Raw genomic sequence first — 14,005 nt, forward strand, 5'->3', positions numbered from 1 at the left:
ACGGAAGGACGATGCATGATGGAAATTAAATTAACAGCTGACTATATATTAGAAAAAGAATTTAAAAAGAGCATGAAGGGCTATAATATCGATGAAGTGGATCAATTTTTAGACATTATTCGTGAAGATTATGATGCCTTTACAGCAAAAATAGCAGCACTTACAGAAGAAAATGAGCGCCTAAAACAGGAAATGACGAGCACAAGCCGTAAAACGGTAGTGCCAGCTCAGCCAGCAGGAGCAAATAATACAAACTTCGACATTTTAAAACGTCTATCAAATTTAGAAAAGCATGTATTTGGTAGTAAACTATACGAATAGTTAGACTATTAAGGGAAGCATTGAATTTTTGATGTAAGTGCAGTATACTTTATTCATACATCAATTATCGAGTAATCGCTGCGTTTCTTGAAAACGTAGAGGAAAGTCCATGCTCACACGCTGCTGCGATGCGCGTAGTGTTCGTGCTTACTGAAAAAATAAGGTAAGGCAGGGAGATGTCTCTCTGACGGCGGAAGGAAATCCTAAGTCTTTTGATATGGATGACACTTCCTGAAAGTGCCACAGTGACGGAGCTTATTAGGAAACTAATAAGGTGGAACGAGGTAAACCCCATGAGTGAGAAACCCAAATTATGGTAGGGGCACTCTCCTGAAGGAAATGAACGGATGGAGGGACGTAAGACTATTCTTGCGTAGATAGATGATTACTACCTATTCGTACGAGGCGCAAGCTGTTTGAGTACTTAGGAACAAAACATGGCTTATTGATTATTGATGCTTTTTTTAACATTAAAAGGGCTCTCCATTATTTTTTGTGGAGAGCCTTTCTTAATAGAATAAAAGTAATTTGCGAATCAACTATAAGGGGATATTTATGTGAACGGAATCATGTCAGATTTATCAGCCGTACAAGAGCTATCATTATCGCAATATCCAAAAAGTCTTATTGATCAAGTATTTGCTAATATTGCGGAAGGCATCATGATTACGGATCGGCATAAAAAAATCGTCACAACGAATGCAGCATTTGAAATTGTGACAGGATATAAAATAGAAGAAGTTCGAGGGAAAAACCCTTCCGTTATCCAATCCGGTATCCATGAGCGTGAATTTTACGTGAATATGTGGAGCCAAATTGATAAAGAGGGTATGTGGCAAGGTGAAATTTGGAACCGACGCAAAACAGGGGAGCTTTACCCAGAATGGCTGACGATATTAGCCATTAAGTCTGAAGAAGGCGAAATTACGAATTACTGCGCGATTTTTACGGATTTATCGGAGCGTAAAATCGTAGAGGATGAATTAGCGAAACGCTCGTTATATGATTCATTAACGGATGTTTGTAATCGATTTGCCTTTATCGAACGTATGAAAACATTATTAGAAGTTTCCGAAAGCAAAGCCCAAAAGATTCAACATGCTGTATTTTTTATGGATTTGGATCGATTCAAGCAAGTGAATGATACACTTGGACATGCGATTGGGGACCTTTTACTCGTAGAAGTATCAAAGCGTGTAAAAAGCCTTCTAAAAAATAAAGATATTTTAGCTCGTTTTGGTGGCGATGAATTTGTAATTACGCTATCGAATATTCATCATCCTCGAGAAGCAGCGCAATTTGCCGAACGTGTCATTCGTGCTTTTGAACAACCAATTCGAATTCATGATCAAGATATTTATGTGTCAACAAGTATTGGGATTAGTATTTATCCAGAGGATGGCACGTCAACGGAAATGTTATTAAATCGTGCAGATAAGGCAATGACTTTCTCAAAGGAAAATGGGCGTAATTGCTTCTCATTTTACTTTGAGGAATTAAAAACGGATTCGAATCGTGTGTTAGCGTTAGATAGTGAGCTACGAAAGGCGATAGAAAATCGTGAATTTACACTAGCCTTTCAGCCGAAAATATGTGTAGAGACACAAAATATTGTTGGCGTTGAAGCTCTTGTTCGTTGGAAGAGTGAAAAATTGGGCTTTGTATCACCAGCTGAATTTATTGAGCATGCCGAAGAATCAGGTCTAATCATTCCATTAAGTGAAATTATTTTTGATTTGGCATGTCAGGGCTATCATAAGCTCGTAGCGGCAGGCTATCCAAATATACCGATTGCGATTAATGTATCGAGCATTCACTTCCAGCAGCAAAGTTTTTTAGAATCGATCCAAACAGTATTAGAGCATAATAATACATCGGCACAAAATTTTGAAATAGAAGTAACGGAGCGTACGGTCATGAATACTGCTCAAGAAACAATTAGCAAGCTTGTGAAGCTAAAGCAGCTTGGCTTTAAATTATCCATTGATGACTTTGGGACAGGCTATTCTTCATTAAGCTATTTAGTGCGATTCCCACTAGATGTATTAAAAATTGACCGCAGCTTTATACAGCATATTTGCTCGCTAGATGATAAGCAGGCCATTGTCGATGCGATTATTCAAATGGCACATCGTTTACAAATGAAAGTGGTAGCAGAGGGCGTTGAAAATGAGCGACAAGTAGAGCTATTAAAGTTGATGGGCTGTGATTTTATTCAAGGCTATTATTATAGTAAGCCGCTCCCGATGGACGAATTAATCGACTTCTTTCACTTTTGGGAAGTTGAGCATCAAGGAAGGATTTAATTTATGACAAAATTTCAATTAGTTGCAACGGCAGCCATGGGGCTAGAGGCAATCGTTGCAGAAGAGGTACGTGAATTAGGCTATGAAACACGTGTCGACAATGGCAAAGTGTATTTTGAGGGCGACGAATTAGCGATTGCTCGGACGAATTTATGGTTACGTGTAGCAGACCGCGTGAAAATCGTAGTGGCAAAATTTCCAGCCAAAACATTCGATCAATTATTCGAAGGTGTCAAAGCCATTCAGTGGGAAAAATATTTACCAGTCGATGCGAATTTTCCGGTATCCGGTAAATCGGTAAAATCAAAATTATACAGTGTGCCAGACTGCCAAGCGATTACAAAAAAAGCAATTGTCGAGCGCATGAAGTTGGCGTATAAACGCTTAGGATTTTTAGATGAATCCGGTCCATTATTTAAAATCGAGATTTCCATTTTAAAGGATGAGGCAACATTAACGATTGATACATCAGGAGCTGGTCTTCATAAACGCGGCTACCGTACAAGCCAAGGGGAAGCGCCTTTAAAAGAAACATTAGCAGCAGCACTTGTGAAAATATCAAAATGGTCTCCAAGTCGTCCATTTGTTGACCCATTCTGTGGCTCAGGTACAATTGCACTGGAAGCCGCAATGATTGGTCAAAATATCGCACCCGGCTACAACCGTGAGTTCGTGTCAGAAACTTGGCCATGGATGAAACAAGCAATTTGGGATCAAGCGCGTGACGAGGCAGATGAAAAAGCAGATTATGATCAGGAGTTAACGATAATCGGGTCGGATATTGATCATCGCATGATTTCGATTGCACAGGAAAACGCAGTGGAAGCGGGCTTTGGGGATATGATTACCTTTAAGCAAATGCAGGCCATCGATTTTACTACAAAATTAACGGACGGTGTCATCGTAACGAACCCACCATATGGAGAACGTATCGGTGAACTTGAAGAAATTGAAAAAATGCTACGACAATTTGGAGATGTCATGAAAAACTATCCAACATGGTCTGTGTATATGCTGTCTTCAATGGAAGATTTAGAAGTGCATTACGGCAAAAAGGCTACCAAAAAACGTAAGCTATTCAATGGATTCATCCGCACTGATTACTATCAATTCTGGGGTCAAAAATCAAAGCGCGAGCAATAATAGCGCCATCGTTATTAAACTACAGTTGATGATTGAACTCCATTTGTCTGTTACATGGCAAATGGAGTTTTTTTGATTAATTTTAGGATGTTATGAGTAGGATTTCTTTTTGATTCATAGTATAATAATCAGTACGGATTTTTTAGATATAGTTAAAATGACTTTATGCGGAAGGGATGAGTGAGCGTTCCTTCCGCTTCATACTTGAGGGGGAACTTTGGTTTGAGAAAATCATTACCGTTTGAATTATCACGTGAAAAAACGTTCTTTGATTCGCTTGGCGATTGGCTTGGAGATGTTCTATATGATGAGCTGCCAGAGCGTGGCTTTGAATGTCGTGATGAGCAAATTTTCATGGCCTACCAAATCGAGCAAGCATTAAAGGAAAAGAACGTCTTATTCGCAGAAGCAGGGGTAGGTACAGGGAAAACGATTGCCTATTTATTGCCTGCTGTATCCTATGCGCGCTATACGGGAAAGCCCGCGTTAATCGCATGTGCAGATGAAACATTAATCGACCAGCTTGTAAAAGAAGGTGGCGATATTCATAAATTACGTGATGTGCTCGGATTAGATATTGACGTCCGTTTAGCAAAATCACGTGACCAATACTTATGTTTAAAGCGTTTTGAAGAAGCCGAAAAAACAGAAACGGAAGAATGGATTGATGATATTGCCTTTTCTATTCCTGATGGTGTGTACGCACAGGGAAGTATGATTGCGGTGCAGCCTTATGGTGATCGTTCAGATTATTCAGGTGTAAGTGATGAGGATTGGCAAAAGGTCAATTACAACTCGATTATGCAATGTGCGGTATGTGATTTACGCAACCGCTGTGGGCAAACATTGCACCGCGCGCATTATCGTAAATCAACGGACTTAATTATCTGTTCTCAGGACTTTTTAATGGAGCATTTAGCGACAAAGGAATCGCGTGAACGAGAAGGTCAATTGCCGCTACTGCCAGAAGTGTCAATGATTGTCCTAGATGAAGGACACTTATTAGAGTATGCAGCCCAAAAAGCATTAACCTACAAAGTACAAGCGTATACAATTGTAGAGCTGCTAGAACGTTTAATGGTAGATGGTGTTCGTGAGCGCACGCTATATGCGATGGAGCATTTACAAGACCATCATGAGTTATTTTTCGATCAATTACGTGACGATGTCTTGCCTTCAGAGGAAGATCGCAAGCGCATCAGCAAATCAGAGCGCCTTATTCAATTAGGCCAGCGCGTGGTTGCAGATGTGGAGCAGCTATTAGAGGAGTTTGTCTTTGAATCTGAGTTATATATGATTCCAGAATATGAATTAAATATGGCGGAGGAATTTTTAGAGCATTATGCGGCGGCGATTCGCATTTTTGTCGCACAAGGTGATGCGGTCGATTGGTTAGAGGATACAGATGGCGAAGAAACATTAGTCATTATGCCTCGCTTAATTACCGATGTTTTATCGGAAACATTATTCTCGAAAAAAATGCCGATTGTTTTCTCGTCGGCGACACTATCAGTTAAAAAGGATTTCAGCTATATTGCATCAAGCCTAGGTATTGATCAATACCAAAGCTTCAGCGTGCCGTCACCGTTTGACTATGAGGAAGTCATGAAAATTTACTTACATGAACTAACGCAGGATGAAAAAGTGACGCAAGTGGAAACCTTGCTGAAAGATGGCGAAAAGACATTAATTTTATTTAAATCAAAACAAGCGATGAATGAATTTAAATCCAAACTGAGCTTAATGACGCGTTTGAATGTTGCATTTGAAGGGGATCGCGAACTTTCTGCCATTGTCCGTGATTTCCAAAATGGCGCTATTCAAACATTATGCTCGTATCATTTATGGGAAGGGTTGGACTTACCTGAGGAAGCGTTAACGCGTGTCGTTATTTTTGACTTACCGTTCCCACCACAGGATCCGCTATTTGATGCGAAGCGTTCCTTTGCGACGAATCCATTTGAAGAGGTGGAGCTACCATTCATGCTATTACGCTTACAGCAGGGAATGGGGCGCTTAATTCGTACTTCGAATGACCATGGCGATATTCATATTTTATTAAATGAGCATGAAGCACAGTCAAAGGATAAATTTATCGACATTTTAGCAGTCACGCCGCAATAATACGAAGCCCGTTCGAGTCATTCGAGCGGGTTTTTGTTTTGGGGAAATTTATGTAAAATGAGGTGAGTAAAATAGGTAAGTTATCCGTCTATATAAGTAAGGAGGTGGAAAAGCGGTGTCGATTGCCCGATTGTATGAAGAATATAGCGAAGCAGTGTACCAATTTATTTATTTTTTAGTTGGTGAGGAGGAGCTTGCCAAAGATTTAACGCAAGAAACATTCTTAAAGGCGATGAATCATTTCTCCGGTTTTCGCCGTGATGCAAGTGAGAAAACATGGCTCATGAAAATCGCGCGCAATCTCGTGTATGACCATTTCAGGCGTAAGAAAGTGTTGAAGTTTATTCCATTTTTACAAAAGCATGAGCAACTGGAGCCTACATATGTACCGGAGAGATGGTTGGAATCAAAGGATAGTCAATATAAGCTATATAAGGCATTGGGACAATTGCCATATCAATACCGAGAAGTCATTGTATTGCGGAAAATTGAGGGCTTTTCCATTAAAGAAAGCGCAAAAATTTTAGGATGGAATGGCGCGAAAGTACGGAATGCCACGGAGCGCGGAATGAAAAAATTGCAGCAGCTGTTAGGAGGGGATGAGGATGCTTGATTCAAAATTAAAGAATATCGCGCGACCAAAACTTGACGCTAACACAAAGGCGAGCCAACTTGCGACTTTACAAACGAAGCAACAACAGGGAAAGCAAAGACAGACAAAGAACTATATAGTAATACTTATTTCCTTTGCAATCCTCACATTATTTTTTATCCAAACATTGCACTATACACCCCCTAATGAGCAGCAGCAAGCCGATGTACTAAAGGTGGGAACTTTAAAAAAGGCAACCTACTTATATTCAACAAATGCGGAACGTAACTATCAATTTCCATCGTTATTTATAACAGGTGAAATGACGACGGATAATGTAGCTAAGCTAAAACAACTTGAACAATTATTAAATGGGTTGGAGAAAGTACCATTTACCGAGAGTTTAACGAAAGAGGAAGGTGCAACGAATTATGTACTCGAGCAAACAAATGGTGATACACTGTATTTAAAAAGTGTATACCGACAACAAGGCTCTCTACTGATAGATGTGAAAACAAATCAAGCCATTGCTTTTTCTGATGATACGGCAAGAGCACTCGAACAATTTTGGATGGAATTATATTTAGAAAACAAAGGATTTCCGATGTGGAAAATCCTTTTGCTCATTGGAATTTCTATCGTGGCATTCATTATTTTACCAAAGCATAATTGGAAACAAGAAAAAATGGATTTACGATTACTATTTCTAACTTTTATTATATTAATTAGTTTTATCTATGGTTTGAAACAATTTACAGCTTGGTATGGTGTTGGAAATATTGCAGTATTTTTGTTGATGATGACTTGTACGTTTATTTTAGTATCTGCACTTGAAAGAAAATTCAAGCGAACACAGCTTACATGGAAGAAGCTGTTTTTGCAAATTGCCTTCATTTGTTTATTTCTATTCATAGTATTGGTCTAATAAAAAAATCGCTCGCATGCTTTTATGCGAACGATTTTTTTATTCTTCTTCATCATCAATCGTATATAAAATAAAAATGTCACCAATGCCTTCAAGTGTAGCAGGAAGCTTAAATGCTTGTTGGAAGCCATAAAGCTTGGTGTTGCCAACCATGACAGTTGGAGGGGTAATATCAAGCTCTAAATCATGCTGTCCCGTAAATGTACATAAATTACCAGCAATCATATTTCCGAATTCTCCAGTAAATGATTCAAGCATGGCACCCTCTAGAGGCATACCGAACATGCCAGAACCGATCGCACCAAAAATTTCAGGCGAACCATCAATAATAATACGTCCTTTTAAATCGCCAACAAGACCAATTAAAACACCCATTTCCTTTTGCTCATAAGGCTCAGTGGCAATGGTGGGTGATTTTACATCGATATTCATAGGTAAAATTGTCTTTAATGAATGGATAGTCCCATTTAAAATCGTTTGAATATGTTTCGAAGCATTCAAAAAATAACACGTCCTCTCCTAAATCTTTACAACATTTTACCATGTTTTTCGACAACTTGTATAGGTAATTTGTCGAATAAAATGAAACTTTACTAGATGAAAGGGTTTCAAATCTGATATCGAACCTAAATTTCCACCAAATAGGCTCTTCAAAATAAAAGGATATTGACGAATAAAACAATAACGCTTATAATGAAATTGATAATTATTATCAATAATTTAAGGACGGTGTAACAAATGCTTTATACATTTATTGGAGCAACGATGCTAGCGTATTTTGCGATTGGCAAATATGTATTAAATAACACAGTAAAGTAATATCTCGTCCTATAATCTTATATATAAACGTTTCATCGTATTATCACTATGATAATACGATTTTTTATGTAGCTATTTTTGTATAATCCCTTAAAATAATAGATAAAAAGAATTAAGTGAGGCTTATTGATATGAATCTAATTACACTTAGAAATCATGTAACCATTCATGGTCAAGGTTCACAGGTTATTGTGATGGCGCATGGTTTTGGTTGTGACCAAACATTGTGGTGGCCCCTTGTAAAACATTTCGAAACACAATATAAAATCATTCTGTTTGATTATGTAGGAGCTGGACAATCGGACTTAACAGCCTATAATTCAAGTAAATATGATTGTCTGCAAGGTTATGCGCAGGATGTATTAGAAGTCATTGAATCCATGCAACTTCAAAAAGTCATTTTTATTGGACATTCCGTTAGTTCGATGATTGGTTTACATGCAGCGCTTATAAAGCCAGAGTTTTTTGAAAAAATCATAATGATAGGACCATCACCATATTATATAAATGAAGTGAATTATCATGGTGGCTTCGAACGGAATGAAATTGAAGAGCTGCTTACGACAATGGAAATGAATTTTGCTGGTTGGGCAAGCTATATGGCCCCAGTGGCAATAGATGAGCCAAGTGATTCTGATTTGTCAAAAGGGCTTGAGCAATGCTTTGTATCGACCAACTCAAAAATTGCACGTCAATTTGCTGAAGTAACGTTTTTTAGCGATACACGTCCCTATTTATCGGAGCTACAAATACCAACGTTAATTATGCAATGTGCGAATGATAGCATTGTACCGGTCGAAGTCGGACATTATTTACATGAGAAAATTTCAGAGAGTGAATTAGTCGTTTTAAATACGCGTGGGCACTACCCTCATGTCAGTGAACCAAAATTAACTGCTGACATCATACAACAGTATTTACAGAAGATTTAGAGGTGAGATTATGGAAAGTCGATTGGACCGATTACCTTGTGGATATATCGTAGTCAATAATCACTATCTAATCGTGGATGTGAATGAAACTTTTTTACATTGGACACTCTATTCAAAAAGTGAACTAGTAGGGCAGCATATCGAAATATTATTTCAATCAAGTAATAAGCTGATTTTCCATTCCTATTTTTATCCAAATATGATGTTATACAAGCAAATTGATGAATTGTTTATTCATATTTCGGGAAAAGATGGACATTCCATCCCTTGTATAGTTAATGCAAAGGAGTTACAAATTGAGCAGGAAAATTATGTTGACCTTGTATTGATGCCAATGAAAAAGCGGATTAAATATGAACATGAAGTGCGCCAAACGAAAAGTCTTTTGGAGCGGGCCTATGAAGAAAAGGAAAAAGCGTACAAGCATTTGCAACATATTTATGAAAAAATTGAATTAAAGCAAGCGCAATTAGTAGAAATGAATAAGCAGCTAACGAAAATATCGAACACTGATAATTTAACGGGTATTGCAAATCGGCGTTATTTCCAGCAGCAACTGACAAAGCGAACCGAACAATTTCATATTCAGGGAATTGCATTTTCACTTCTTCTATTAGATATCGATAATTTTAAACAAGTCAATGATAAATTCGGTCATCCTGTAGGTGATCTAGTGCTGGCACAACTTGGATTAATTTTAAAAGAGCTGGCACGTGAACAAGATACCGTAGCACGTTTTGGTGGAGAAGAATTTGTAATGTTACTTGGCTCGACAAATGAAGCTGAAGTATTGAAAATTGCCGACCAGCTAAAAGAAACGGTCGAACAAACGATTTGGCCAACAGTCGGTCATGTGACAGTAAGTATTGGCTGCACAACTTTTAAAGCAAGTGATACCGAAAGTAGCGTATTTGAGCATGCCGATGAAGCCCTTTACGAATCGAAGCGTAATGGTCGAAATTGTATTACTCAGTATGAAGCGATGAGAATATCTAATAGTAAAGAGTCATTTTCAACATGAAAATGGCTTTTTTTCATAGCAGTCAATTATCCGAAAATAGCATTTTGGTAGCCTAAAATGGAGTAAATCTACAATGATTATGGAAAAAAATGATAGTGGCAATAATTTTTGTGAAAACGTGCCGATTTTCTTTAAAAATCATGGTACTATAGATTTGTGACGAAACGAAGGCAAAACGATATAAAAAAGGGGAAACAAGCATGACATTGTTTGATGATAAAATTCAAGGATTGTTACAGCAATCTGCATTACAATACATAATTTATAAAGAGAATGAAGACACAGAGCGAATTGAAAAACTTAATCTTTTCGCGCGTAAATTATTACAAAAAGAATTTGTAATCGGCTTTGCGGGGCACTTCTCTGCGGGTAAATCAAGTATGATCAATGCGCTATCAGGTGAAAATATTTTAGCGACAAGCCCAATTCCAACAAGTGCCAACATCGTAAAAGTGCATAAATCGGATGAGGATTTTGCGATTCTTTATTTACACAATGAAAAGCCAGTCAAATTCGAAGCTGGCTATGATATTAAACAAGTAAAAGAGCTTAGTAAAAATGGGGAGCTTGTTTCGCAAATCGAAATCGGCCATAGCACATCAAGCTTACCAGAGGGTGTAACGGTAATGGATACACCGGGTGTTGACTCAACAGATGATGCGCACGCGATGAGTACAGAATCAGCGCTGCATATTGCGGATATGGTGTTCTATACAATGGACTACAACCATGTTCAATCCGAGCTAAACTTCCAATTTACGAAGCAATTGATGAAATACAATCCGAACGTCTATTTAATCGTAAACCAAATTGACAAGCATCGGGATACAGAGCTAACGTTTGATGATTTCAAGCAATCGGTGCACAATTCATTCGCTGCTTGGGGTGTGTATCCAAAAGATATTTTCTTCACATCTTTACGTGAAAAAGAATTGCCAAATAATGATTTTAATCAAGTGAAGAAAATCGTGATGGATTCCATGAATGATTGGCAGGAGCAATTAATTTTAACGGCAGAAAACACGCTGACAAAATTACAGCATGAGCACGAAGCCTATTTAGAAGAAGAAAAGCAAGACCGTTTCACAACCTATGCCGAAGTGGTGTCAGAGGATGATTGGCAGCACCGTGATGATATTTTAGAACAATTCGATAAACTAACGCGTCAAACTGAATTATTCTCGTTTGATGTATTTGACAAGCAATTCGATGAAAATCGAAAAGAGCTGCTTGCAAACGCTGCCATTATGCCGGCAGATGTACGTGAAAAGCTTCGCGAATATTTAGAAAGTCAGCAAGAGGACTTTAAAGTGGGAGGGTTGTTCACAGCGAAAAAGAAAACAGCAGAAGCAAAGGTGCAGCGCCAAGAAGATGCGTATGCAGCATTTAACCATGTCGTACAATCGCAAATTACGGGTCATATGAAGGCATTAATGAAAAATGCATTAAAAGATGTAGGTGCCCTAAATGATGAACGTGCAGCAGCCATTGATGCAAAGGAATTTAACTTCCCATTCTCCATTATTGAAGAGCAAGTCCAAAAAAGCGCGGTCATTACAGGGGATGCGGTACTGAACTTTGCGAACCGTGTGTCTGAAGCGGTAAAACGTTATTTTATTCAAATGACAGATGCTTGGAAGATTGAGCAACAGTCGACGCTAGAGCAAGTGGCAATCGAAGCAGCCGCGCCAGTTAAATTAAAAATAAATGCCATGACCGAAAAAGTGGAGGCATTAAACCAAATTATTAAAATTGAAAAGTTCCAGGCGTTTAGCAATACACTAATGAAGCAAGTGTCAAATGAAATTCGCGCGGAATCTAAAGTTCATTTAGAAAAATGGACGCGTGAGCATGAGCAGGCATTAAAGGATATCCGCCCGTTTGATGAATCGATGTTACAAGCAAAAGAAGCGACAGAAGAAATCGTGGAACAACAGCAGCTAGAAAAAATCGGTTCAGGCTTAAATATTGATCAAGTGACTGCGCGTGCGTTAAAGACCGCACATATTTTATCGGATGTACAAGGATTTAAGGAAGTAGCGAACTTCTTGACGAAAAAGGTCGAACGTCTGCAAAAGCGTGACTTCACGATTGCCTTATTTGGTGCGTTCTCTGCTGGTAAATCCAGCTTTTCAAATGCGTTAATGGGGGACAGAGTATTACCCGTATCACCAAACCCAACTACAGCAGCGATTAATAAAATCCGCCCAGTTACGCCAGAGCATCCTCATGAAACAGCGGATGTACATTTGAAAACAGAAGCACAATTATTGGAGGATATTCAAGGCTCGTATGCAGCAATTGGCTTAACGGTCAGCTCATTACAAGAGGCATATGATCGTGCGGCGGAAGGATTAGCCGTGCAATTATCGGATGAGCGTTTAAATGTCCATAAATCATTTATTCGCGCCTATTCGGAAGGCTTTGAATCCTTCTTACCAAAATTAGGTACGACATTACGTGTCAACCGACATGATTTTGAAAAGTATGTCGCGCAGGAAAATCGTTCATGCTTCGTTGATAATATTGATTTCTATTTTGATTCACCACTTACGCGTATGGGGGTTACATTAGTCGATACGCCAGGTGCAGACTCAATTAACGCACGCCATACAGGGGTTGCATTTGATTATATTCGTAATGCCGATGCGATTTTATTCATTACGTATTACAATCATGCCTTCGCAAAAGCGGACCGTGAATTCTTAATTCAATTAGGTCGTGTTAAGGATGCATTTGAATTAGATAAAATGTTCTTCATCGTCAATGCGATTGACTTAGCATCAACAATGGAGGAAGAGGAAGAAGTAAAGGGCTACGTTCGTACAGAGCTACAACGCTTCGGAATCCGCTTCCCAAGACTTTACGGCGTATCCAGCTTACTGGCATTAAAAGAAAAGCAAGAACAAAAAGAGCATGATTCGGGTATGGCACCGTTTGAAGATGCGTTCCATCACTTCTTAAATGATGAGCTGATGGGCATTGCGGTACAAGCTCTACAAGAGGAAATCGAGAAAACCGAGGACCGTCTGCATGATTTAATCACACAAACGGAAGAAAACTTAAAGCGTAAAGATGAGCGCTTAGGTGAACTGGCACACTTAGAGCAGCATGTGCGTGGCAAGTACCAAACAACACAAACGTCCATGGTAGAAAGCGAATCAAAGCAAGAGCTAGATGAGTTACTGTACTATGTATTGCAGCGTGTGTACTATCGTTACCCAGATTTCTTCCGCGAAAGCTATAACCCGTCGACATTTGCACAAATGCCGGTACAGCAAGCATTAGAAACTGCATTAAAAGAAGTACTGCAAGCATTAAGCTTTGACTTTGCGCAGGAGTTACGTGTAACGAACTTCCGTTTAGCACAATTTGTTGATAAGAAAATGAAGGAACGCTACAAAGATGAGGCACGTGATTTAAAGGAATTAAATCCAAGCTTTGGCTTTATGGCCTATGAAACAAGCGAGCCAGAAATTTTAGATTACACAGGTCCATTTAATGATCCAACTCCATATGCAGGGGTAAAATCAAACTTCAAAAACGTTAAGGCGTTTTTCGAGAAAAACGAAAAAGAACTTTTACGTGATGCGTTAGAGCAATTAACAAAGCCAGATGCACAAAACTATTTGGATACAGAAAAGGTCAAATTAATCGAATGGGCGAATCGTTTCATTGCAATCGAAGCAGAAGGGTTACGTCAACATATGCTAGAACAAGCCGTCGAGCAAATTGAGACAGAGCGCTTGTTATTACAAGAAGAAAGCCGTTTAGCAGTTTGGAAAGATATCTACGCACAATTAAAAGCGTAAGGGGGAAACG

Annotated in this window: 10 protein-coding genes and 1 other RNA gene; 10 read left to right on the forward strand and 1 reads right to left on the reverse strand. The window is 38.8% G+C overall.

What is annotated here, in order from left to right:
* Nucleotides 1-18: 18 nt before the first annotated feature.
* The 7 genes from gpsB to MKX47_RS06525 all read left to right on the forward strand — a co-directional run bounded on the left by gpsB (nucleotide 19) and on the right by MKX47_RS06525 (nucleotide 7,411).
* Nucleotides 19-321 carry a cell division regulator GpsB gene (gene gpsB / locus MKX47_RS06495; RefSeq protein ID WP_340777728.1) on the forward strand — a complete coding sequence of 101 codons (303 nt, stop codon included), beginning with the start codon at nucleotides 19-21 and terminating at the stop codon, nucleotides 319-321.
* Between the two features lie 63 nt (nucleotides 322-384).
* Nucleotides 385-771, forward strand: an RNA gene (gene rnpB, locus MKX47_RS06500) — RNase P RNA component class B.
* A 107-nt stretch (nucleotides 772-878) separates the two neighbouring features.
* Entirely contained in the window at nucleotides 879-2,627 is a 1,749-nt protein-coding gene (locus MKX47_RS06505; RefSeq protein WP_340772306.1) for a putative bifunctional diguanylate cyclase/phosphodiesterase, read from the forward strand.
* A 3-nt stretch (nucleotides 2,628-2,630) separates the two neighbouring features.
* Nucleotides 2,631-3,770 carry a THUMP domain-containing class I SAM-dependent RNA methyltransferase gene (locus MKX47_RS06510; RefSeq protein WP_340772308.1) on the forward strand — a complete coding sequence of 380 codons (1,140 nt, stop codon included), beginning with the start codon at nucleotides 2,631-2,633 and terminating at the stop codon, nucleotides 3,768-3,770.
* Between the two features lie 222 nt (nucleotides 3,771-3,992).
* On the forward strand, nucleotides 3,993-5,894 hold the full coding sequence (locus MKX47_RS06515) for an ATP-dependent DNA helicase (protein ID WP_340772309.1): 1,902 nt from the start codon (nucleotides 3,993-3,995) through the stop codon (nucleotides 5,892-5,894).
* 115 nt (nucleotides 5,895-6,009) lie between these two features.
* Complete coding sequence (locus tag MKX47_RS06520; RefSeq protein WP_340772311.1) at nucleotides 6,010-6,507, forward strand: RNA polymerase sigma factor; 498 nt, start codon at nucleotides 6,010-6,012, stop codon at nucleotides 6,505-6,507.
* A complete protein-coding gene (locus MKX47_RS06525; protein ID WP_340772312.1) occupies nucleotides 6,500-7,411 on the forward strand; it encodes a hypothetical protein in 912 nt (303 codons plus the stop codon). Before MKX47_RS06520 ends, MKX47_RS06525 begins: the two co-directional genes overlap by 8 nt.
* 39 nt (nucleotides 7,412-7,450) lie before the next feature.
* Here the strand turns inward: MKX47_RS06525 and MKX47_RS06530 are convergent, their stop codons facing one another.
* Nucleotides 7,451-7,912, reverse strand: a complete 462-nt coding sequence (locus tag MKX47_RS06530; RefSeq protein WP_340772313.1) for a chemotaxis protein CheX — start codon at nucleotides 7,910-7,912, stop codon at nucleotides 7,451-7,453.
* 449 nt (nucleotides 7,913-8,361) lie between these two features.
* Between MKX47_RS06530 and MKX47_RS06535 the strand changes: the two genes are divergently transcribed.
* The 3 genes from MKX47_RS06535 to MKX47_RS06545 all read left to right on the forward strand — a co-directional run bounded on the left by MKX47_RS06535 (nucleotide 8,362) and on the right by MKX47_RS06545 (nucleotide 13,995).
* Nucleotides 8,362-9,162: an alpha/beta fold hydrolase gene (locus tag MKX47_RS06535; protein WP_340772315.1), complete on the forward strand. Its 801-nt coding sequence runs from the start codon at nucleotides 8,362-8,364 to the stop codon at nucleotides 9,160-9,162.
* A gap of 10 nt (nucleotides 9,163-9,172) precedes the next feature.
* Nucleotides 9,173-10,183, forward strand: coding sequence for a sensor domain-containing diguanylate cyclase (locus MKX47_RS06540; RefSeq protein ID WP_340772316.1), 1,011 nt, complete (start codon nucleotides 9,173-9,175; stop codon nucleotides 10,181-10,183).
* Nucleotides 10,184-10,383: 200 nt separating this feature from the next.
* Nucleotides 10,384-13,995 (forward strand): dynamin family protein, encoded by a 3,612-nt coding sequence (locus MKX47_RS06545; protein WP_340772317.1) that lies wholly within the window; start codon nucleotides 10,384-10,386, stop codon nucleotides 13,993-13,995.
* The last annotated feature ends 10 nt before the right edge of the window (nucleotides 13,996-14,005 follow it).

The organism is Solibacillus sp. FSL R7-0668, assembly GCF_038006205.1.
Classification (GTDB): domain Bacteria; phylum Bacillota; class Bacilli; order Bacillales_A; family Planococcaceae; genus Solibacillus.

What these genes read in the sequence shown, in the direction of transcription:
- MKX47_RS06535 (WP_340772315.1), top strand. Translation starts at nt 8,362, where the DNA reads ATGAATCTAATTACACTTAGAAATCATGTAACCATTCATGGTCAAGGT.
- MKX47_RS06525 (WP_340772312.1), top strand. Translation starts at nt 6,500, where the DNA reads ATGCTTGATTCAAAATTAAAGAATATCGCGCGACCAAAACTTGACGCT.
- MKX47_RS06510 (WP_340772308.1), top strand. Translation starts at nt 2,631, where the DNA reads ATGACAAAATTTCAATTAGTTGCAACGGCAGCCATGGGGCTAGAGGCA.
- MKX47_RS06540 (WP_340772316.1), top strand. Translation starts at nt 9,173, where the DNA reads ATGGAAAGTCGATTGGACCGATTACCTTGTGGATATATCGTAGTCAAT.
- MKX47_RS06545 (WP_340772317.1), top strand. Translation starts at nt 10,384, where the DNA reads ATGACATTGTTTGATGATAAAATTCAAGGATTGTTACAGCAATCTGCA.
- gpsB (WP_340777728.1), top strand. Translation starts at nt 19, where the DNA reads ATGGAAATTAAATTAACAGCTGACTATATATTAGAAAAAGAATTTAAA.